The sequence below is a fragment of the Marinobacter sp. EhC06 genome, assembly GCF_001650915.1.
Classification (GTDB): Bacteria; Pseudomonadota; Gammaproteobacteria; order Pseudomonadales; family Oleiphilaceae; genus Marinobacter.
Genome location: NZ_LXYO01000023.1, coordinates 306,126 through 327,853 on the forward strand (window position 1 = coordinate 306,126; position 21,728 = coordinate 327,853).

A 21,728-nucleotide genomic window follows, 5' to 3' on the forward strand; every position below is an offset into this window, starting at 1 on the left:
CGTTGTTTTATCGAGACCAGCCGATATGGCACGGCCCGTGCAAGACTAAAAACAGAGACGCGCGTTACGACTCAACAGAAAACTGATCCCCAGGCACAGGCGCCTGCTTTCCGGCAACGGAGAGCGGGCGTTTTTGCGTTTGGGCCACACAGAATGAGGTATATCCATGTACACGCTCACACGAAGAGCCGCCCGCTGGCTCACTCGAATTCTGCTAACAGCCACCTTCTGGACAGTCAGCACGGGGACTCACGCGGAAATTGGTCCGGCCGAGAAGCCGGACCTCAAGCTCGGCTTTATCAAGCTGACCGATATGGCGCCCCTGGCGATTGCCTGGGAACAGGGCTTCTTTATGGACGAAGGCCTGTTTGTAGAACTGGAAGCGCAAGCAAACTGGAAGGTCCTGCTGGACCGGGTGATTACCGGAGAACTGGATGGCGCCCATATGCTCGCCGGCCAGCCCCTCGGCGCCTCCATTGGCTACGGAACCCGGGCCGATATCATCACGGCCTTCAGCATGGACCTGAACGGCAACGGCATAACGGTTTCCAATGATGTCTGGGACACCATGAGCCAGCATATCCCCGATAATACCGACGGCAAGCCCGAGCACCCGATCAGCGCCAGTGCACTTCTGCCCGTGGTGGAAGCGGCCCGGGATCGGGGCGAACGGTTCCGGATGGGCATGGTGTTTCCCGTGTCCACCCATAACTATGAGCTACGTTACTGGCTGGCAGCCGGCGGACTGAACCCCGGCTACTACGCCCCCCAGCGCGGCGACACCAGCGGCACTCTGGAAGCCGACGTGCACCTGTCAGTGACGCCACCGCCGCAGATGCCGGCCACTATGGAAGCGGGCACTATACAGGGTTACTGCGTGGGCGAGCCCTGGAACCAGCAGGCGGTTTTCATGGGCATTGGCGTTCCCGTCATCACCGATTATGAAATCTGGCCGAACAACCCGGAGAAGGTCTTTGGCGTGACCCGTCAGTGGGCCGAAGACTACCCCAACACACACCTGCGCCTGCTTCGCGCGATGATTCGCGCCGCCCACTGGCTCGATGAGAACAACAATGCCAACCGGGACGAGGCCGTGAAAATTCTGGCCCGGCCCAGCTATGTAGGTGCCGATGAGGCGGTGATTGCCAACTCCATGACCGGTACCTTCGAGTATGAAAAAGGTGACGTCCGCGAGGTCCCGGATTTCAATGTCTTCTTCCGGTATCACGCCACCTACCCGTATCCGTCCGATGCCATCTGGTATCTCACCCAGATGCGCCGCTGGGGCCAGATCCCCGAGGCCAAGCCGGACGACTGGTATATGGAAACCGCAGCCAGGGTTTACCGGGCCGACATCTACCAGCAGGCGGCCCGTTCACTGATTGCCGACGGCACGCTGAAGGCCTCGGATTTTCCGGACTTCGATGCCGAGAACTTTCAGCGCCCGCAACAGGGCGAGCTGATTGACGGTATCGCCTTCACCCCCCGAACACCCAACGCCTATATCGACAGTTTCGAGATCGGCCTGAAAGGTACGCAAACCCCGTAACCGGGTTTGCAAGGAGGTTTGATAACCATGACTACGATTACTTCGGCCAAAAAACCCTCCCAGCCGCCGCGCTGGCTGGGCCAGAGATTCAGGTCCCTCGGTGAGTCGCTGACACCCGGCCAGCTCGCCGCCACCGGGCGCCAGATGTTGCTGCCACTGATAGGTATTCTGGTATTTGTCGGTTTCTGGCATCTGGCTGCACCGCAGGTGGATACCTCACTGGGCAGCTTCCCGGGCCCGGCACAGGTCTTGGAACAATCGGGGCAACTCTGGCAGGAGCACGTCAACCAACGTGAGCGGGCCGACAAGTTCATTGCCATGCAGGAAGAGCGGAACGCCCGGATTCTGGCGGACAACCCTGAGGCTGAGGTCAGGATCCGGGATTACCCCGGTGCCCCCACTTTTCCCGACCAGATCCTGACCAGTCTGGTTACTGTCCTGGCCGGATTCATCGTGGCGACCGCCATCGCCGTGCCCCTGGGCATCGTGGTGGGCCTGAACCGGCATTTCCAGGCGGCGGTCAACCCGCTGATCCAGGTGTTCAAGCCGGTGTCACCGCTGGCCTGGTTGCCGCTGGTGACCATGGTGGTCTCAGCAACCTACGTGAGCGACGACCCGATGTTCGAGAAGTCGTTCCTGACCTCCATGATCACGGTCACCCTGTGCAGTCTCTGGCCCACGTTGATCAATACCAGCGTCGGTGTGGCCGCGGTCAATCCGGATCTGCTGAATGTCTCCCGAGTGCTGCGGCTGTCGTTCTGGACCCATGTCCGCAAGGTGGTTCTGCCCTCTTCAGTGCCGATGATTTTCACCGGCCTTCGGGTGTCGCTGGGCATTGCCTGGATGGTGCTGATCGCAGCCGAGATGCTGGCCCAGAGCCCGGGGTTGGGCAAGTTTGTCTGGGATGAATTCCAGAACGGCAGCAGTGAGTCCCTGAGCAGGATCATGGTGGCGGTTCTGGCTATCGGGTTTATCGGGTTTGTGCTGGATCGGGTGATGCTTTTGATTCAGCGCCGGGTTGCCTGGAACGAATGAGCCCTGGTTTGGAGTATGCCGCACCGGGCAGGGGATGCCTCCCGGGACACGCGGTGAATACATCCATGTACGCTCCGCAAAAACATCCATGTTTTTGAGGGTCCCGGGAGGCATCCCCTGCCCGGAGCTCCGCATGATTGAGAGGTGACTTCCATGAGTAAAACACATTTGGAACTGACTGGTGTCGAGATGGCGTTTGATACGCCGAAGGGGCCATTTGTGGCTCTGGACAACATTAATCTGAAGATACAGAAGGGCGAGTTTGTTTCCCTGATTGGCCACTCCGGCTGTGGCAAGTCCACCGTCCTGAACATTGTGGCTGGCCTGCTTCAGGCCACCAAGGGTGGCTGTGTGCTGGATGGCCATGAGGTGAATTCGCCGGGGCCAGAGCGTGCGGTGGTGTTTCAGAACCATGCGCTGATGCCCTGGCTGACGGTGTACGAAAATGTCGAGCTGGCAGTGCAGCAGGTGTTTCGAAAATCGATGGGCAAGCAGGAGCGGCGCGACTGGATTCATCACAATCTGGAACTGGTGAATATGGCCCATGCGGCGGACAAGCGACCGGGTGAGGTATCGGGTGGTATGGCCCAGCGGGTGGGGATTGCCCGTGCCCTGGCCATGAAACCCAGTGTTCTGCTGATGGACGAGCCGTTTGGCGCACTGGATGCACTGACGCGGGCCCACCTGCAGGACTCGTTGATGGAGATTCAGCAGGAGTTGAATAACACCGTCATCATGATCACCCACGATGTGGACGAGGCGGTGTTGCTGTCAGACCGGATCATCATGATGACCAACGGGCCCGAGGCCACCGTGGGCGAGGATCTTTACATTGATCTGCCCCGGCCCCGCAACCGGGTGACTCTGGCGGACAACCCGGAGTACGTGCATTATCGGCAGGAGGTCTTGCGCTTCCTGTACGAGAAACAGCGCAAGCTGGAACACATCTCGCCACGTCGTTCGGGAAAGCCGGAAGCCTCCGAGGGTGAGCAACCGAAGGCCCGGGCCGCCAGGGCGTGATACGTTTCGGTTACTTCAGCACATCCGCCATGGACACCAGGGCCCGGGCCACCTCGGGCAACTTCCGGCCCTGGTCCATGGCCAGTTTCCTTAATACCCGGTGAGCTTCGTCGTTGCTGATCCTGCGATGCTCCATCAGCAGTAGCACGGCTTTTTCCTGGGTTTTGCGGTCTTCCAGAGCTTCCCTGGCACTCTGCAGCTCATCGGTCATCTGTTGCAGGCGCCGGGTTTGCTCCTGGACCAGATCGAAGATGGAGCGGCCAAACTGCTGACCAATACCATCGCTGGCCCAGGACTCACCGGCCTGTTGTTCGTTTCCGGAATCGCACAGCACCAACATGGGTTGAGAAGCCGGTTCCTGGGCATCCAGGGAAGTAATCAGGGTTTCCTGGTGGGCCAGCGAGTTTCTGGCATCGGCAAAACGCTCGGTGCAACGGGCATGAAAACAGCCCTCCACGGAATCCTCTATCTTTTTGAGTTCGTCCATCCGCTCAGACATGAGCCTGAACCATTCATCGGCCAGGGCCGGATCCAGGTCTTTATAACGACCAATGGCAGTGCCCCGCTGGCGAAGCTTCTCAATTTCGGACTCACGGGGGTTTTCGCGCAGTTTTTCCCACAGGTCCAGGGAACCCTCATCGGCAAAGCTGTTAAACACCTCGAAACAGCGCTCCTGCGCCTCAATCAGGTGCGCCATGCGCTCTGACAGTGCACGATCAAACCGGCCACTGGAAAACCCCGCCGAACCGACAGCCCGCTCCTGTCCACAGAATTCTTTGCCGTTCATCAGGTGCACCATGGCCACCAGAAGCCCCGCTATGGTGGGGTCAACCGCGGTATCGGCAGCTTCAAACACAACCGCAATCAGGTTGTGGATCAGGGTACTGTAATCCTCGGTGGCAGAGGCCGCAGTTACTTTCCGGGCCACCACACACCGTCGCAGTTCCGGCAGGCCCTCAAGGCCGTGCAGGGCGCTCGCGAGCTGGTTAAGCAGGCGGCTACTGACAGGATGCGCCGTCAGTTCCTGGTGAATCTCGGCAAGGGCCTGCTCAAACTCCGAACGGAGCCGATCCGACGTCGCAACCAGGTGTTTTCGCTCCTGGGCAAACTTTTCGCCGGAAGAACCAAGAAACACGTTAGACGCACCTCGCTCACACTGCAGTGCATGTACCAGATTGCTGATGCACTGGACCAGTTTGCCCATCTGCAAGAAGTACTGGAGGTTCATCAACTCGCAGCTTTTCGAGGCAATCAGGTAGTCGCCCGCGGATGGCGATTTATAGGCGGCGGCACGTTTGGTGTTCATAACAGACTCCGGAGGCAGACAGCCTCTAATGCGACAATCACGGTCAGATCAGTCACTCGCGTAACCAACCTCTTGCCAGTGCGCAGCAATTACCGCGCCACCGCATCTGGCCCAAAACCGTGCAATCCGCCCCGTCGCAGGGCAGTTTTCAAGTGTTCGTAAAGGTGATAGCAACCCTGAAAAACGCTAACCGTATGATTTTTAAAGGTTCGAAGAACTGGCACGAAGATCGCTTTGCAATTGGTAAGGACGAACGTCCCGGCCAAGGATCAGGCCGGACCATCAGATCATTGTTGTTGGCATTGGCGCCGGACCATCGATTTCCCCTCGGGAATAGATGCTCCGGCTTTTTTTGTTTAGTCGAAAAGTACGGGTTCGAGCGAAATGACAGGAAACACTGAATCGACACTGGTGATCTGCGGGCACGGCATGGTTTCGCAACGCCTGCTGGAAGCTCTCTGCCGTGGGCGAGTCAGACCGTTTACCCGCATCATCGTGTTCAACGGCGAAGCATCCGCTGCCTACAACCGGATACAACTCTCGCTGCTGCTTGCCGGCGAAACAAACGAAGCTTCTCTGGCGTTGCAGCACGACGAGTGGTTTCGGAACAACGGCATTGAAGTCTGCAACGGAGCACCGGTAGTCACCATCAATCGGCAAGATCAGACGGTGACCACCGGATCCGGTCGGGTACAGCCCTACACCCATCTGGTGCTGGCCACCGGATCGAGGCCCGCAAAACCGGGGCTACCGGGCGCAGACCTTCCGGGTGTCATGACCTTCCGGGACCTGGAAGACACCAGGACCCTGATTGAGTCTGCTGGCCGCCATCGGCGGGCGGTGGTCGTCGGAGGAGGCTTTCTTGGCCTGGAAGCCGCTGAAGGTCTCCGCCAGCGTGGTATGGCCGTCACCCTGCTGCACCGCAGCGGCCATCTTCTGAACCGTCAGTTGGACAGAATCGGGGGTCAGCTCCTGCAACAGCACATGGAAGAGCGGGGCGTAAATATTCGCACCGGAACGGCTCCCAAAGCCCTGCTCGGGCGTTCCATGGTCCGGGCCGTCCAGCTGGATGACGAAACTCTCGTCAGCACGGATCTGGTGCTGTTCGCCACCGGTATCACGCCTGCTACCGAGCTTGCCCGGACTGCCGGCCTGGAATGCGATCGCGGCATTCTCGTGGACGGGCAGCTAAGCACCAGCGATCCGGCAATCTCTGCGCTGGGTGAGTGTTGTCAGCGTGGAAACACCACCTTCGGACTGGTGGAACCCGGGTACCAGCAGGCCGAGGTGCTTGCAGGCGTGCTCAACGGAAACACTCCAGACGCCGAGTATCGGCCGGTGGACACACCGACCCGCCTGAAGATCAGCGGCGTTCCGATTTTCTCCTGCGGACAGATCAGCCCCGACGGGGACACCGAATCCGTGGTCTGGCAGGACCACGAACAGAACCACTATTGCCGGCTGCTGATCCGCAATCAGCGCCTGACCGGCGCCGTACTGCTGGGCGACACCCGGGACGGCCCCTGGTACAGCCAGCGCATTCAGCAGCAGGACGATATTTCCCGCTACCGGGACTTCATTGCATTCGGCAAGAACTACTGCGAGGCGGCGGCATGAGCCGCTCCGGAAAGAGGACAGACCCATGAGCAAGAAAACCCTGATAGTCGTCGGCAACGGCATGGTCGGCCATCACTTCCTGGAACAATTCTGCGCCAGCCCGGCCGCTGCCGATTTCGAGATCATCGTGTTCGGCGAGGAAAAACAGCTGGCCTATGACCGGGTTCACCTGTCCGAGTATTTCGGCGGCTCCAGCCATGCCGATCTCGCCATGGGCACGCTGGAGTGGTACACCGAGCAGGGCATTCAACTGCACCTGAACGAACAGGTAACCGGCATCAACCGGGAACATCGCACCCTGGAAACGCCCCGTGGCAGCTACCGGTACGACGAACTGGTGCTGGCCACCGGCTCCTATCCGTTTGTGCCTCCCATCAAGGGCAATGATCGCCCGCACTGCCTGGTTTACCGGACCCTGGATGATCTGGATGCCATTCGTGCCAGCTCAGAAGGTGCCCGCACAGGCGTGGTGGTAGGCGGTGGCCTGCTGGGCCTTGAAGCTGCCAATGCGCTCAAGAGCCTGGGATTGGAAGCCCACGTGGTGGAATTTGCGCCCCGGCTGATGCCGGTTCAGCTTGATACCGATGGCGGCGCCCTGCTGCGCCACAAGATCGAGGAGCTGGGCGTTCAGGTACACACCGAGAAGGCCACCACAGCGATCACCGAGGGCGAGGATGCCCGTCTGTGCATGAATTTCAGCGACGAATCCTTCCTCGAGACAGACCTGATCGTCTTCTCCGCAGGCATTCGGCCCCAGGACGCCCTGGCCCGGGCCAGCGGCCTGGAGATCGGCGAGCGCGGCGGCATCGTGATCGATAACCACTGCACCACCTCGGACCCCCATGTGCACGCCATTGGCGAGTGCGCGCTCTGGGAACAGAAAATTTTCGGCCTGGTGGCCCCCGGCTACACCATGGCCCGCACTTTGTCTTCCGCCCTGAACGGCGATCGGGAGACTGCCTTCACCGGTGCCGACATGAGCACCAAGCTCAAGTTGCTGGGCGTGGACGTGGGTTCCATCGGCGACGCCCATGCCCAGACCCCGGGCGCCCGCAACATCCGATTCAACGATGAGCAGGCCGGCCACTATCGGCGCATGGTGATCAGTGAGGACGGCAAGACCCTGCTGGGCGCCATCCTGGTGGGCGACAACAGCCACTACGACACCCTGCTGCAATACGCCCTCAATGGCATCACCCTGCCGGAGAATCCGGAAACCCTGATCCTGCCGGAAAGTCAGGGCGGGGCGCCGGCCCTGGGCCCCGATGCCCTCCCGGAAACCGCTTCCATCTGCTCCTGCCACAACGTCACCAAGGGCGATATCTTCGGCGCCATTGATGCCGGCTGCTCGGACCTTGGCAGCGTCAAGGCCGAAACCAAGGCCAGCACCGGCTGTGGCGGCTGCACCGCCCTGCTCAAGAACGTCGTGGACAGTGAGCTGGAAAAACGCGGCGTGGAGGTCAGCAAGGATCTGTGCGAGCACTTCCCGTACAGTCGCCAGGAGCTGTTTCACCTGGTGAAGGTCAACGGCATCCGCACCTTCCGCACCCTGATCAGCCAGCACGGCAAGGGCCACGGCTGCGACATCTGCAAACCGGCAGTGGCCTCGATCCTGGCCACCTGCTGGAACGAGCACATCCTGGCCACGGATCACGTGCCGCTGCAGGACACCAACGATACCTTCATGGCCAACATGCAGAAGAACGGCACTTACTCGATTGTGCCGCGCATTCCCGGCGGCGAGATCACCCCGGACAAGTTGATTGTGCTGGGTGAGGTGGCGAAGCAATACGATCTGTACACCAAGATCACCGGTGGCCAGCGCGTGGACCTGTTCGGTGCCACCCTGAGCCAGTTGCCGGAGATCTGGGAAAAACTGATCGCCGCCGGGTTCGAGACTGGCCATGCCTATGGCAAGTCACTGCGTACCGTGAAGTCCTGCGTTGGCAATACCTGGTGTCGCTATGGCGTTCAGGACAGCGTGGGCATGGCGATTCGCCTGGAAGACCGCTACAAGGGCCTGCGGGCGCCCCACAAGGTGAAGATGGCAGTCTCCGGCTGTACCCGGGAATGCGCCGAAGCCCAGAGTAAGGACTTTGGTGTGATCGCCACGGAGAACGGCTGGAACCTGTATGTCTGCGGCAACGGCGGCATGCGGCCCCGCCACGCCGATTTGTTTGCCACGGACCTGTCTGACGAGGAGCTGATCCGAACCATCGACCGGGTGGTGATGTTCTATGTACGCACGGCCGACCGGCTGCAGCGCACCAGTGTCTGGATGGAAAATCTGGAGGGCGGCCTGGAGTACCTGAAGCAGGTGGTGCTGGAGGACAGTCTGGGCATTGGCGCAGAGCTGGAGGAGCACATGGAGGGGATTGTTGGGACCTACCAGTGCGAATGGAAGACGGCCGTTGAGGATCCGGAGAAGCGGAAGCGCTTCCGGGAGTTTGTTAATGCGCCTTCGCAGAGCGATCCGGTTCAGGAGTGGACTGTTGAGCGGGGGCAGCGTCGACCTGTTTTGGAGTCTGCGTAGACTTTAGGTTCTGGTGAAGAGCAAGGCGCCATGGGGGTGCTTTTCTTCTGGGAAAAACAACTCGCTTCGCTCAGACATCTTTTTCCCGACAGAAAAGCACCCCCATACCACCTCGCTCACCAAGCTTCCGTGGTATCGCTTGTAACGCACAGTTGAAATAAACGCAGAAGGAATAGGAGAAACACAATGAAACCACGCACTCGTTGGGAAGCCGTTTGCACAGTAGAAGACCTGGTCCCGGAATCCGGCATCGCGGTCTGGACTGAGGACGGACCGGTGGCGGTGTTTTATCTGCCGCATCGGCTGCCGGCGTTGTTTGCCATCAGTCACACAGATCCGTTCAGCGGCTCGAATGTGCTAGCCCGGGGTATTACCGGGGATCTGAAAGGGGAGCCGGTGGTGGCGTCGCCGTTGTACAAGCAACATTTCAGTCTGGGTACGGGTGTCTGTCTGGAAGACGATACCGTGCGTGTCAAAACCTATCCGGTGTTGCTGGATGGCAACCAGATCCGTTTGGAAGTCCGGGCAAATCAACGCCAATCAGTCGCTGCCTGACCCCAGAACAATGCCGGCAAGAGCCGGCGCGTGGTATGGGAGGTCTTTGTGCAGGGGAAAAGATGTTTGAGCGAAGCGAGTTGCTTTTCCCCGGAAGACCCCCCCATGGCGCGTGACGGCGATACTCCAAGGCTAGACCTCTCTGGAGCGACGCCAACGCTCCCGCCATCCCAGGACGAAGATGGTCAGTGACGGCAGGAAGGTCACCGTTACGATTGCCGCCCCCAGCAGGCCGAACAGGACGATGGCGCCCACGCCCCGATAGAGCTCGGTGCCTTCGCCTGGCAGGAACACCAGGGGCGAGAGGCCGCAGATGGTGGTCAGGGTGGTCATGGCGATGGGGCGCAGCCGGGTCTGGACGGCGCCGGTGACGGCTTGTACTACGGTAACGCCCTTCTGACGCAGGTTCTGCCGCGCCTGGTCCACCACCAGGATCGGGTTGTTCACTACAGTTCCCATCAGGATCAGGAAGCCCAGCATGGTAATCATGTCGAAGGGCTGCCTCAGAGGCTGGAGGCCGATCATGGGCAGCAGGCCGCCCACCAGGTTCATCAGGGCCAGACCTACAATTCCGCCAGCCACGCCCAGGGGGATCGCAGTCATGATCAGCAGGGGGAATCCCCAGTGGGCAAATATGGCCACCAGCAGCAGGTAGACAATGGCAATGGCGATAATGAAATTGCCGGTCAGCGCTTCACGGGTGGCATTCAGCTGGTCGCTGGCGCCGGAGATATCCACATCCACATTCGCGGGCAACGCGCCGCTGACGCGCATGGATTGCAGCAGCTCCGTGCGCACCCGCTCAACCCCGGCTTCCAGGGGCACGTCATCGGGGGGAATCACGTTCAGGGTGACGGTTCGGCGACCATCGACACGGCGCACCGTGCTGGTATCCACGGTTTCCTTGATGGTGGCAAGGCTGGACAGGGGCAGGGTCGCCCCCTGGGGGGTATGCACCATGACATCCGGCAGGCTGTCCAGTGACGGGTTGCGACCTTCGCTGCCATAGACGTAGATATCGATCTTTTCGTCGTCCAGGAAGAAATCATCGACGTAGCTGCCTTCGGTCAGAGAGGCTACGGTGAAGCCAATGCTTTCTGCTCCCAGACCCAGTTCCGCCGCACGATCCCAGTCGGGCATGATCTGGATCAGCGGTTGCGCCAGGGACAGCGTGGAGGGCTGGCTCTGGATGCGGGGATTGTCGAAGATCTCCTCGGCCCGCTGGTAAGCCGCATTGGCGGCGCTGTAGACCGACACCAGGTCCGGGCCGGAGATGTCCAGGTTAATGCTGCGGGTGCCGCCGTCGTTGCTGGAGATGATGGAGCCTTTGGCCGCGAAGGCGCGCATACCCGGGAACTGTTCGTAGAACCGGGTGATCTCGTCCATCAGGGCCTCGATATGCCGCGGGTTCAGGGTCTCCGCGATGATCCGGATTCTGGTGGGCGTGACCTGCATGTTGAGGTAAGCCATGGGTGGCACGCTGGTTTCGCCAGCGGCATAGGCCTTGCCATCCGCGTTCACGTGGGGCAGGAAGTAATCTTCCACCTGTCGGGCAATGGCTTCCATCTCTTGCAGGTTGTAGCCGGGTGGCGCTGACATGGCCGCAAAGGTCTTGGGCTCCTCACCTTCGGGCAGGTATTCGGCAGGCGGGGTCAGCACCAGAATCACCCAGAGGCTGAAACCGACGGTTGCAGCCATGACCAGCACCCGACGTACCGCGCCATTCACCAGCCAATGCACCGCCGCCATGGCCGCCCGGCTCCAACGGCCCGAGGTTTCATTGCCGTATTCATCGGTGGTAACGCCCCGGCGACCGAAATCCAGCCGGGCGCAGAGGGTGGGTATGATGGTGATTGCCACCAGCATCGAGGCAAGGATGGCGGCGGAGATGGCTATCGCCACGTCGGAGTATAGCTGCCCAGCCTCTTCCTCGATGAACAGGATCGGCAGGAAAACCAGAATTGTCGTGGTGGTGGACGCCAGCACCGCTGGCCAGACTTCCCGCACGCCCTTGAGCGCGGATTCGAAACGGTCCAGGCCTAATCGGCGGTGTCGCTCGATGTTCTCCAGCACCACAATGCTGTTATCCACCGTCATGCCAATCGCGAAGGCGATACCGGCCAGGGAAATCACGTTGATGGTGCGACCGGTGATCAGCAGGCCGATAAACGCCGCAATGGCACACAGGGGAATGCCCACCACGCCGGCAAAGGTGGCCCGGCCGGACCTCAGAAACAGAAACATCACCAGGGTTGCGAAGGCGGCACCAATCCCCAGATTGGTCCACACATTGGCAACCGAGGCTTCCACGTACCGGGCATCGTCTGCGGTCAGGCCCAGGGTCATGCCCGCCGGTTCCAGCACTTCGCGGTTGATGGCGGCGACTTCGTCCATCATGGCGTGCTTGATATCGATAACGTTGGATCCGCTCTCCCGACGCACCTGCAGGCCGATCACCCGCTGGCCATTGACGACGGACAGTTCCCGGATCCGGGAGTGGCCCTGCTGCACATGTGCAACCTCGCCCAGCCGCACCACGCTGTCACCCTGCCGGCGCACCACCAGTTGCTCCAGGGACTCAACATCATCAAAGCGACCCACCGTGCGCAGCAGATACCGGCGCTTTCCGGAATCAATCTCGCCGCCGGAAATGTCCTGGTTGCGGCTGACAATGGCATCACGCAGATCGAGCAGGCTCAGGCCACGCTGGGCCAGGGCGGCTTCGTCCACGATAACCTGCATCTGCCGGTCGGCACCGCCACCGACGGTCACCTCGGAAACCCCCGGCACGCTCTCCATCCGCGGCCGCACGCGGTCCTCGATAAAATCGCGCATCAGCTCGATATCCAGCTCACGGGGATTGCCTTCGAGGGTGGCGATACGAAAATACATGAATGCGTTGGAGGAGAACGACGCCGCCACTATGCGCGGCTCATCGACGTTCCTCGGATAATCCGGCACCTGGCTCAGAGCATTATTAATCTGGATCAGGGTCTCGGTGATATCCACCCCGAACGGGAATTCCAGCTCGATCTCCGCCGCACCGCTGGAAGCGGTAGAGGTCATCCGGCTCAGGTTCGGAACATTGCGCAGGAACCGTTCCTGCTCGATCAGTATGTCTTTCTCGATGTCCTGGGGCGTGGCACCTGGCCAGCTGGTTTCCACCGTGACGGTGCGCACCTCCAGATCCGGAATCATCTGGACCGGAATCCGCAGTGCTGCAGCAGCCCCAAGGATCGCGACAATCAGGGCAATAACGGTGACCAGAGTGCCGTGGCGGATAATGCCGGCAAACATCAGCGGCTCTCCCGTTCGGCAATGCGAACGCTGATGCCCTCGCTCAGGGACTCGTTGCCACGGACCACCACATTCTGGTCCGCTTCAAGACCACTGGTGACCTCTACCCGGCCCTCGAAGCCGGTGCCCAGACGCACCCGCTTCTCGCTCACAGTCCAGGTGTCTTCGTCCCCCGGTTCGGCGATCCACACAGTGGTTCGTCCTTCGGGATACCGGTTGATAGCATCCCGGGACACCGTCAGGCCACGTTCACCGGTAGTGACCCGCAAGACCGCCTGAACCGACATCCCCGGAAGTAGCTTCACGGATTCGGGCTTGATGGCGCGGAGGAGAAAGGTTCGGGACTGGGGATCGTTGACCGGCACCAGAACATCGATGGTGGCGCTGCTCAGTGCCTGGTCGTCCTGCACCAGCAGCCGGCTGTTGTCGTCGATGCGTTTGTAGAAGGACTGGGGTACCTGGAAATCCAGTCGCAGGTTGTCGGTATCCACCAGGGTCAGCAGCTGGTCACCGGGGGTAACCCATTCCCCGAGATCCCGGGAGCGCTGGCTGACCACACCGTCGAAGGGCGCGGTCACGCGGTGGCGCCCGGCCCGGACTTCCACCTGGCGTCGGGCGGCTTCCAGGCGAGCCAGGGTCGCCTCGCTGGCGGCCACTTCACTTTCCCGTGCACTGACTTCGGTGGCCGCGATATTGCGGCCTGCGCCGACGGATCTGGCCTCACGCAGCCGACGCCGGGCTTCCTCCAGGCGACTACGGGCCTCTTCTGCCTCGGCTCTTGCCGCAGCCAACTCCCAGGTGACCAATTCGTCATCCAGCTCGACCAACACATCGCCCCGGGCAACACGATCACCGGTTTCCACCCGAACCTCATCCAGCAGGCCGGCAACCGCCGCCGACATGCCGGATACCCGAAGGGCATTCACCGTACCGTTCAGGGTCACTTCCTGAACGATGTCTTCTGAAGAGACGGTTTCCAGCTGAACACCAGGCAGGTCCTGGGCAGCGGTGAGCACCGGAAACAGGCTGCACACAAACAGAACAACACCCTGCAGGCTCTTCATGGGGGTAGCCACGTCCTTTTCTCCAAGATTCACTTCGATGGATGCAATTACTAACCTTAGTTCATGGCTTACGAAGGAAAACCCTGTCCGGACCTTGGCCCGCGTTTGGCCTGGCCGGTGGGGAGAATGCGAACCGGGGTCAATCCCGTTGCCAGCTATCTGCGCTACTATTGTCACAACACCGACAACAAGGACGCCCTGTGAAACCTCTCAGCCCTACGGATCAGCTTTTTCTCTGGCTGGAAAAGCGGCAGCAGCCCATGCACGTGGGCGGTCTTCAGCTGTTTTCTTTTCCCGACGACGCACCGGATGATTACGTCGCAAAGCTGGCCGACCGGCTCAGGCAGTACACGAAGGTGACTCCGCCGTTTAACCAGCGTCTGGATTACCGTTTCGGCCAGCCGGTCTGGGTGGAAGACGAGCACCTGGACCTGGAACACCACTTCCGCTTTGAAGCGCTACCCACACCTGGGCGGGTCAGGGAGCTCTTGTCGTTTGTCTCGGCGGAACATTCCCATCTGATGGACCGGGAACGTCCCCTGTGGGAATTTCATTTAATTGAGGGGCTGGGGGAGCGGCAGTTTGCGGTGTACATCAAGGTGCACCATGCCCTGGTGGACGGTGTATCGGCCATGCGGATGGTCACCCAGATGCTGTGCCAGGATACCGGCGAGCGGGACATGCCGCCGATCTGGGCCATGCCTCCCCGCCCGGCACGTGACAAGGATGATGGCGGCCCCTCCCTGTGGCGCAGTGTCAGCCATCTGCTGGGCGAATCCGGCAAGCAACTGGGCACCGTGCCCACCGTGGCCCGGGAACTGCTGCGAACCATCAACGACGCCCGCAAAGACCCGGCCTATTCCTCAATTTTTCACGCACCCCGCAGCATCCTGAACCAGAAGATCACCGGTTCCCGACGCTTCGCCGCGCAGTCCTATGAGCTCAGCCGGATAAAGGCGGTGTGTAAAATCTACGGAACCACGGTCAATGATGTGGTGATGGCCATGTGCGCCACCGCACTGCGCAGCTACCTGATGAACCAGGACGCCCTGCCGGAAAAACCGCTGATCGCCATGGTGCCGGTGTCCCTGCGCAAGGATGACAGCTCCGGCGGAAACCAGGTGGGCGTTATCCTCGCCTCGCTGCACACCGACGTCACCAGCCCGGTTACCCGGCTGATGCAGATCCATGAGGATGTTAAGGCGGCCAAAGACCGCTACGCCCACATGTCTGCGGAAGAAATCATCAACTACACCGCCCTGACCCTGGCGCCGGCAGCGTTCCATCTGCTTACGGGCATGGCACCGAAATGGCAGACCTTCAACGTGGTGATTTCCAACGTCCCCGGACCGCGAGAAACTTGCTACTGGAACGGTGCCACGATGGACGGCATGTACCCGGTCTCCATCGCCATGGACCGCCTGGCCCTGAACATGACCCTGACCAGCTACGGCGACCAGGTGGAATTCGGCCTCATCGGCTGCCGCCGCACGCTACCCAGCCTGCAGCGGATGCTCGACTACCTCGAAGAAGCCCTGGTCGAACTGGAGACCGCTGCCGGACTGTAAGCAGCTCGATCAGCCGAAGCGGCGCTCTTCGTTGCGGATGGAAATCTGGTTGTTCAGGGTCCAGAAGTCATACAGCACACCGATCAGGAACAGGCCGCCGGTAAACAGATAGATGATGCCGGTAATCCACTTGCCCATGTACATCCGATGAATCCCGAACACCCCCAGGAAGGTCAGCAGGATCCAGCTTATGTTGTAGCTGACCTCACCTTCCCGGAACCGAAGATCCGCCTCCCGGTCCATGGCCGGGATCAGGAACAGGTCGATGATCCAGCCGATGAATAGCAGCCCCAGGGTAAAAAACCAGATGGTGCCGGTAACGGGTTTGCCGTAGTAAAACCGGTGTGAGCCCAGGAATCCGAAGATCCAGAGCAGGTAGCCGATCAGTTTGCTATGGGTGTCTGGGCGATCTGTCATGTTCGTTCTCATCCTTCTGGGTTCGTAGCTGATTTACACTATAACCCTAGCCTGCATGTGCTGGGGGCTGGCCGGGGGGAAGGAATATTTTCCCTCGGGAAAAACAACTCGCTGCGCTCAGACATCTTTTTCCTGTCGGGAAAATATTCCTTCCCCCCGTCCGTCGAACCATTGTGGCATAGGAAACGAAAAGCAAATTAAGACAGAGCAATAAAAAATAAGACGGCAATCTCGTCTGTCAGCAGGGCGTGGGGTGGGGCATAAATTTTCAGGGGAAAAAGATGTCTGAGCGAAGCGAGTTGCTTTTTACCCTGAAAATTTATGCCCCGCCCTGCGACCACGCTCCAAACCAGGAGGCCCCAAAAATCAGGGACCAACCTCCGGAGCAGGATCCGGCCCACCCTCGCGAAACTCGCTGGCCGACTTCCCGGTCCACTTCCGGAAGGCCCGGCTGAAGTTGGAAAGGTCCGCATAGCCCAGCTCGTAGGCAATCTCGCTGACCGATTGGTTTGTATACCGGAGCAACTGGATCGCCCGGTCTTTCAGTACAGATTCGACAATTTCCCGATAGCTGGTATCCCGGTCCGCCAGCCGGCGTTTCAGGGTTCGGGACGAGACGCAGAAACGCTCGGCCATGGCTTCCAGTGACGGCAAGGGGCCCGGCATCATCCGGAGCATATTGCGGATCGCCAGGACGATGTCACCCTGTTCCTTCAGGGCCTTTTGCAGCTCGAACTCGCACTGGTCACGGGCCATACGGGAGGCTTCGGCATCGGCCAGACGCATGCGCACATTGAGAAGCTCCCGAGGGAACACCATCATTTCGTCGGGCTGGCCGTACTCGAACCGAACCGGAAGCTGGTCGGCAAACCGCTGGTACCAGGGCGGCTCCGGAGCACTCAGGCGAACGGTGACACCTGGCAGTTTGCCGTCTTCCAGGGCAAAGCCGTGTTTGGCCGCGTCCTCCCGGTCCAGGAGCTGTTCGGTCAGCAGGATCAGGGTGGCGCTGACGGTCTCGGCCAGAAACGGATAAAGGCCGGGCACTTCGAATTCGGTGCAGAGTTTTACCAGCACCTGATCCCCCGCTTCGGACTGGCTCATACTGAGAAACGGCACCCGCAGATGCAGGTATCGGCGCACAGAATCCAGGGCATCGGCGAAAGTGGGGCTGGTGAGGGCCGCGAAGCCCAGGGTCCCGTGGATTGTCAGCCGCAACTCCCGGGCCAGCATAAAGCTGAGACCATCCTGACCGGCCAGGTTCACTGCCCGCTTGGCCATGATGATGGCATCGGTGACAAACACCCGGCTGTCGTTGGACTTGAGATCGTCCGGGGTGAAATCCAGGCCTTCAAAGAGTAGCCGGTCGTTATAGCCCAGTTGCCGGACGGTCTCGGCCAGAACCCGCAGGTAAGCGCCCGGCACCAGGAACAATCCCAGCATCTGCCGTTCTTTGTCCGGACCAGTTGCGCTCATTGGCAATCCTTATTATTGAGTTGGCTGTAGCACTTCAGCTGACTCTATCAGATGCCTCCCGCCGGAACAGTGGGGCCCGGCACACCCGGGTCGCCGTCAGCATGGCCAATCAATTTCCAGCCCGTGTCCCATCCTGATCGACCACCGTCCCCTTTGCGCATTCCTGCCAGACATTGACTGCCCCACACTGGAGCCATGACATCAGCCAGAGTGAGGAGTACGCAGATGCTGAGCAGCAAAACCGCAGAAAAGAAGACGGCTCCGGTCAACAGAGCCTCCAACACACCCGACAACGTCACCATCGCAGCCCAGCGCATGGGGTTTGAGTTCGGTGAGCAGGTGCCCCGTTACTGGGTCGATAACAGCTACACCATCAGCCACATCATGAATGCGCTCTCGGTCCTGTTTCCGCAGGGCGAGCAGTTCTTCGTGGATTCGGTAAGAGCGTTCCGGGACCAGATCTCAGATCCCAAGCTGAAGGAAGAGATACGCGGGTTCATCGGCCAGGAGGCGATGCACTCCCTGGAGCACATCGCTATGAACCAGCACGTTCGCGACCAGGGCATGCCGGTGGAAGAACTGGAAAAACACCTGGAAGTGGTTCTGGGAATCGCAAAGAAACTGCCCAAACGCCACCAATTGGCCATCACCTGTGCGCTGGAACACCTGACCGCCATGATGGCCGACATGTTGCTGGAGCGTGACGATGTGCGCCAGGACATGGATGAATCCATGCGTCCGCTGTGGGTTTGGCACGCGATTGAAGAAACCGAGCACAAGGCGGTTGCCTACGATGTGTTCCAGGCGGCGGGCGGCACCTATGCCGAGAGGGCCTTTTATCTCATGTTCAGCACCGCCGCACTGGGCGTGATGAGCACCTATTTCACCAGCCGGATGATGCTGAACGACCGCAAGAACTTCTCTTTGAAAGACACCGCCACCGGTCTGTGGCGACTCTGGGGCGTAAACGGCACCTTCTCAAGCCTGATTCCCACATGGCTGGAGTATTTCAAACCCGGCTTCCACCCCTGGGATCACGACAACAGCGACCTGATTGCCCGTTTCAAGGAAGAAATTCAGTCACACATCGCACCGCAGTATCAGAAGGGTAATCGCCGAACTCTGCAGTAATCTTCGGAGTTACGCGGACAAGCAGGTGGGGAGGCCTTTGTTCCGGGAAAAACAACTCGCTGCGCTCAGACATCTTTTTCCCTGCACAAAGGCCTCCCCACCCACTCATCCGCTTGATCTGGCCAAGGTCAGACGCCCGTTATGGCAACTCCAGATCGAATGACTTCTCCTTTCTTCCATAACCGCCATTCGCCCGGCTGGTAGACATCCCATTTTTCATCTGTAGTCAGCGGTTCGGTCACGATCACGCTGACAATGTCGTTCGGCGTGGTCTCCGATTCAAAGTCCACCGTCACGTCCGCGTCTTTCAAACGGGCGGGACCAAACGGCGCCCTTCTGGTAATGCTGGCCATTTTGGTGGTGCAGTAGGTGAATAGCCAGTCGCCGTTGCTCAGCAGGAGGTTGAACACGCCCTGGCTGGCGTAAGCCTTCGACAAGCGCACCAACCGATCGGTGATGTCGTCGGTGGGGGTGTTCCGGTCACAATGGCTGCGCAGGTGGTTGAGGATATCGCAGAACAGGGCTTCGCTGTCGGTGGTTCCGACCGGCTCGTAGAACCCCGGAGTCGAACGGAAGCCGGAGAGCTGGCCGTTGTGGGCGAACACCCAGTAACGGCCCCAGAGTTCGCGCATGAAAGGGTGGGTGTTGGCCAGGCAGATGTCGCCGACGTTGGCCTGGCGAATGTGGCAGATGGCCACTTCGCTTTTGATCGGGTGGGTCTGGACGACTTCTGCGATTCGGGAACTGGCGCTGGCATCGGCGTCGTGGAAGGCCCGGACGCCTTTGCCTTCGTAGAAGGCCACTCCCCAGCCGTCCTTGTGGGGGCCGGTCTGCCCACCCCGACGGGTCAGGCCGGTGAAACTGAAACACAGGTCAGTCGGCGTATTGGCGCTCATGGCCAGCAGTTCACACATGGGCTACTTCAATCTTGCAGGAGAATGACTGTCTCAAGAATACCGGAATCAGCCGGCTTCGACAGTCAGAATCTCAAGCTGACGGGGGTTATGGCCAGCCCCTACAACCCGATTCCGCCCCGCTCGCTTGCCACTGTATAGCCACCGATCGGCAACCCGGAACAGGCTTTCGGCCTCGCGACCATGGTCTGGCCACTGGGCAATCCCGAAGGAGGCGGTTACCCGGATGCGGGCATCGCCATAGGGCAGCTCCCGATCAGAGATCCGCTGGCGCAGCTCGTCCATCAGGACAAACGCATCGGCCGGCTTCACATCCCTCAGGATCAGGCCGAACTCCTCACCACCCAGGCGGCCGACAAAATCGGTGCTTCTCAGCCGTTCGGTCAGGCATCGGCTGATGTTCTTCAGAACAAAGTCTCCTGCCTCATGGCCCAGGGTGTCGTTAACGACCTTGAAGTGGTCAATGTCCATCACCACCAGGGCAAAACCGGCTCCACTGCGATCGCACTCGGCAATGGTGCGATTCAACGTACCCTGGAAGTTGCTGCGATTGGCGAGGCCGGTCAGTGCGTCAGTCTGGGCCATGTCCACCAGGCGCTGCTCGGACTCTTCGCGGCGCACCTCATACAGGTGAATGAAGGCCAGCATCAGTGCACCGCACAACACCATGTTGAGCAGATCGATCATCGCGTGGGGGCTGCCGACCTGACCAAGGTGAATGTAATAGATAACGCCCCCGACGAGCATGAAGGGTGCGCTGAGAATCATGCCTTCTTTCTTGCCAAGCAACAGGTAGGCGAGAACCGGCATCATCAGCACCCAGACGAAAGCGGACACCGAGGCTTCCGGTAACAGCATGATCACCAGGAAGAACGCGAACAAAGGCACCAGATAGGCATAGACCCACTGCTGCAGATGAGGAGTGGATTTCAGGCGCCAGACGCCGAAAAAAAGCAAAGTGCTGGCAAACAGCTCAGCAACCGCCACCCAGGGGTAGCCATTGAGAAACTGCAGGCAAGCAAAAATCACCAGAGCCGAGCCGGTGATCAGAAAAAGCAGCCGCATCAGTGAGCGGCGATGGCTGTCGCGCAGACCCGAGCGACTCTGTTCCAGAGTGGCCCCCAGGTCAGAATGGTGAGGCGTATTCATGCTGACTCTTCCTTGGATCAGCCTCCGAGTATAGCCCCGAAAAACTGTTTGTAAAACGTACAGCGAGCCCAAGCTTCAGGCCCGCCGCACGCATCGAGTCTTCAGATATAGAGGTTCTTGCGGGAGAAACGCTCCACCAGCGGCTGGTAAGCAGAACCCAGCAGGCGGTTGATCGCGTCAATACCCCAGGCGTCCGGGCCTACCAGAATACGGGACTCATTCTTGAGGATGCCTTTTACAATGGTTTCTGCGGCTTTCTCGGGCGTGGTCATGGCGAGTTTATCGAAACCTTTACGCTGGGCGACCGCGTTCTCGGACTTGCCCATGCGCGCTGCATTGGCAATGTTGGTGCGGATGCCACCAGGGTGCACGCAGCTTACTGCCACCAGCTGGTTCTCCAGCTTCATTTCCTGGCGCAGGGCTTCGGTGAATCCGCGCACCGCAAACTTGGCGGCGTTGTAGGCGCTCTGCTTGGGCACTCCGATCAGGCCAAACACACTGGACACGTTCACCACATGGCCATCGCCCGAGGCAATCAGATGGGGCAGGAACGCCCGTGTGCCGTGGGCAACGCCCCAGAAATCAATGTCCATGACCCATTTGAAGTCTTCGTCGGTCATCTCACGCACCGTGGCAGACAGGGCAACGCCCGCGTTGTTGATGACCAGATTGACCTGACCGAAATCTTTCACAACCTCCTCGGCATGGGCAAAGATGGCATCACGATCAGACACATCCAGCCGGTAGGTCTTTACATCGGCGTTGTTAAGCGCTTCCGCGGTTTCCGCAAGGCCTGCCTCATTGACGTCAGACAGCGCCAGCCGGCAGCCCCGGTCCGCCAGCGATCTGGCGAGCGCGCGGCCGATACCCGAACCGGCACCGGTAACAACGGCAACTTTGTTCTTCAGATTTTTCATGGTCACAGACCTCTTAATTGTAGGCACATCAATTAAAGCAGATACTCTAACAATTGCCTGCTGGCGGGATATGGCTTTAGTGAACCAGGCCACATGGCATTCCGGCCACCCTCTGACGGGGCACCCGGTTTCCGGTACAATCCGTTGCCGTTGGCCGGTGCGCGACACCGGCCCTCTACCTCC

The 21,728-nt window shown here is 60.0% G+C and carries 16 protein-coding genes; 8 read left to right on the plus strand and 8 right to left on the minus strand.

All coding sequences use genetic code 11. The features are described from left to right. Positions 1-166 precede the first annotated feature (166 nt). From A8B84_RS11390 to A8B84_RS11400, 3 genes are all read left to right on the plus strand, one after another. The gene (locus tag A8B84_RS11390; RefSeq protein WP_064229301.1) at positions 167-1,549 is read left to right on the plus strand and encodes a CmpA/NrtA family ABC transporter substrate-binding protein; all 1,383 of its coding nucleotides are present in this window, start codon (positions 167-169) and stop codon (positions 1,547-1,549) included. Positions 1,550-1,576: 27 nt separating this feature from the next. Further along, positions 1,577-2,584 (plus strand): ABC transporter permease, encoded by a 1,008-nt coding sequence (locus tag A8B84_RS11395; protein WP_138103163.1) that lies wholly within the window; start codon positions 1,577-1,579, stop codon positions 2,582-2,584. Between the two features lie 153 nt (positions 2,585-2,737). After that, positions 2,738-3,604, plus strand: a complete 867-nt coding sequence (locus A8B84_RS11400; RefSeq protein WP_008176934.1) for an ABC transporter ATP-binding protein — start codon at positions 2,738-2,740, stop codon at positions 3,602-3,604. A gap of 10 nt (positions 3,605-3,614) precedes the next feature. On the opposite strand, the gene A8B84_RS11405 is transcribed toward A8B84_RS11400, so the two are convergent. Further along, positions 3,615-4,910: a nitrate- and nitrite sensing domain-containing protein gene (locus tag A8B84_RS11405; protein WP_053113573.1), complete on the minus strand. Its 1,296-nt coding sequence runs from the start codon at positions 4,908-4,910 to the stop codon at positions 3,615-3,617. 384 nt (positions 4,911-5,294) lie between these two features. Between A8B84_RS11405 and A8B84_RS11410 the strand changes: the two genes are divergently transcribed. The 3 genes from A8B84_RS11410 to nirD all read left to right on the plus strand — a co-directional run bounded on the left by A8B84_RS11410 (position 5,295) and on the right by nirD (position 9,615). Next, positions 5,295-6,527 carry an NAD(P)/FAD-dependent oxidoreductase gene (locus tag A8B84_RS11410; RefSeq protein ID WP_064229302.1) on the plus strand — a complete coding sequence of 411 codons (1,233 nt, stop codon included), beginning with the start codon at positions 5,295-5,297 and terminating at the stop codon, positions 6,525-6,527. A 25-nt stretch (positions 6,528-6,552) separates the two neighbouring features. Continuing rightward, entirely contained in the window at positions 6,553-9,060 is a 2,508-nt protein-coding gene (gene nirB / locus A8B84_RS11415) for a nitrite reductase large subunit NirB (RefSeq protein ID WP_064229303.1), read from the plus strand. A gap of 186 nt (positions 9,061-9,246) precedes the next feature. Next, the gene (gene nirD / locus A8B84_RS11420) at positions 9,247-9,615 is read left to right on the plus strand and encodes a nitrite reductase small subunit NirD (protein WP_064229304.1); all 369 of its coding nucleotides are present in this window, start codon (positions 9,247-9,249) and stop codon (positions 9,613-9,615) included. A 132-nt stretch (positions 9,616-9,747) separates the two neighbouring features. On the opposite strand, the gene A8B84_RS11425 is transcribed toward nirD, so the two are convergent. Both A8B84_RS11425 and A8B84_RS11430 read right to left on the minus strand, forming a co-directional pair. Beyond that, the gene (locus tag A8B84_RS11425) at positions 9,748-12,912 is read right to left on the minus strand and encodes an efflux RND transporter permease subunit (protein ID WP_064229305.1); all 3,165 of its coding nucleotides are present in this window, start codon (positions 12,910-12,912) and stop codon (positions 9,748-9,750) included. Beyond that, positions 12,912-13,988, minus strand: a complete 1,077-nt coding sequence (locus A8B84_RS11430) for an efflux RND transporter periplasmic adaptor subunit (RefSeq protein WP_227512799.1) — start codon at positions 13,986-13,988, stop codon at positions 12,912-12,914. The genes A8B84_RS11425 and A8B84_RS11430 overlap by 1 nt, the downstream gene beginning before the upstream one ends. A gap of 188 nt (positions 13,989-14,176) precedes the next feature. Between A8B84_RS11430 and A8B84_RS11435 the strand changes: the two genes are divergently transcribed. Then, a complete protein-coding gene (locus A8B84_RS11435) occupies positions 14,177-15,544 on the plus strand; it encodes a WS/DGAT/MGAT family O-acyltransferase (RefSeq protein ID WP_064229307.1) in 1,368 nt (455 codons plus the stop codon). 9 nt (positions 15,545-15,553) lie between these two features. On the opposite strand, the gene A8B84_RS11440 is transcribed toward A8B84_RS11435, so the two are convergent. Continuing rightward, positions 15,554-15,961 carry an NINE protein gene (locus A8B84_RS11440; protein ID WP_138103165.1) on the minus strand — a complete coding sequence of 136 codons (408 nt, stop codon included), beginning with the start codon at positions 15,959-15,961 and terminating at the stop codon, positions 15,554-15,556. 366 nt (positions 15,962-16,327) lie between these two features. After that, on the minus strand, positions 16,328-17,434 hold the full coding sequence (locus A8B84_RS11450; RefSeq protein ID WP_064229310.1) for a helix-turn-helix domain-containing protein: 1,107 nt from the start codon (positions 17,432-17,434) through the stop codon (positions 16,328-16,330). 225 nt (positions 17,435-17,659) lie between these two features. Here A8B84_RS11450 and A8B84_RS11455 point away from each other — a divergent pair, with 225 nt between their 5' ends. Then, on the plus strand, positions 17,660-18,565 hold the full coding sequence (locus tag A8B84_RS11455) for a metal-dependent hydrolase (protein ID WP_064229311.1): 906 nt from the start codon (positions 17,660-17,662) through the stop codon (positions 18,563-18,565). A gap of 128 nt (positions 18,566-18,693) precedes the next feature. On the opposite strand, the gene A8B84_RS11460 is transcribed toward A8B84_RS11455, so the two are convergent. The 3 genes from A8B84_RS11460 to A8B84_RS11470 all read right to left on the minus strand — a co-directional run bounded on the left by A8B84_RS11460 (position 18,694) and on the right by A8B84_RS11470 (position 21,545). Then, the gene (locus tag A8B84_RS11460) at positions 18,694-19,479 is read right to left on the minus strand and encodes a class II glutamine amidotransferase (protein ID WP_064229312.1); all 786 of its coding nucleotides are present in this window, start codon (positions 19,477-19,479) and stop codon (positions 18,694-18,696) included. 48 nt (positions 19,480-19,527) lie between these two features. Further along, positions 19,528-20,628 (minus strand): GGDEF domain-containing protein, encoded by a 1,101-nt coding sequence (locus tag A8B84_RS11465; protein ID WP_064229313.1) that lies wholly within the window; start codon positions 20,626-20,628, stop codon positions 19,528-19,530. 101 nt (positions 20,629-20,729) lie between these two features. After that, positions 20,730-21,545, minus strand: coding sequence for an SDR family NAD(P)-dependent oxidoreductase (locus A8B84_RS11470; protein ID WP_064229314.1), 816 nt, complete (start codon positions 21,543-21,545; stop codon positions 20,730-20,732). Between the last annotated feature and the right edge of the window lie 183 nt (positions 21,546-21,728).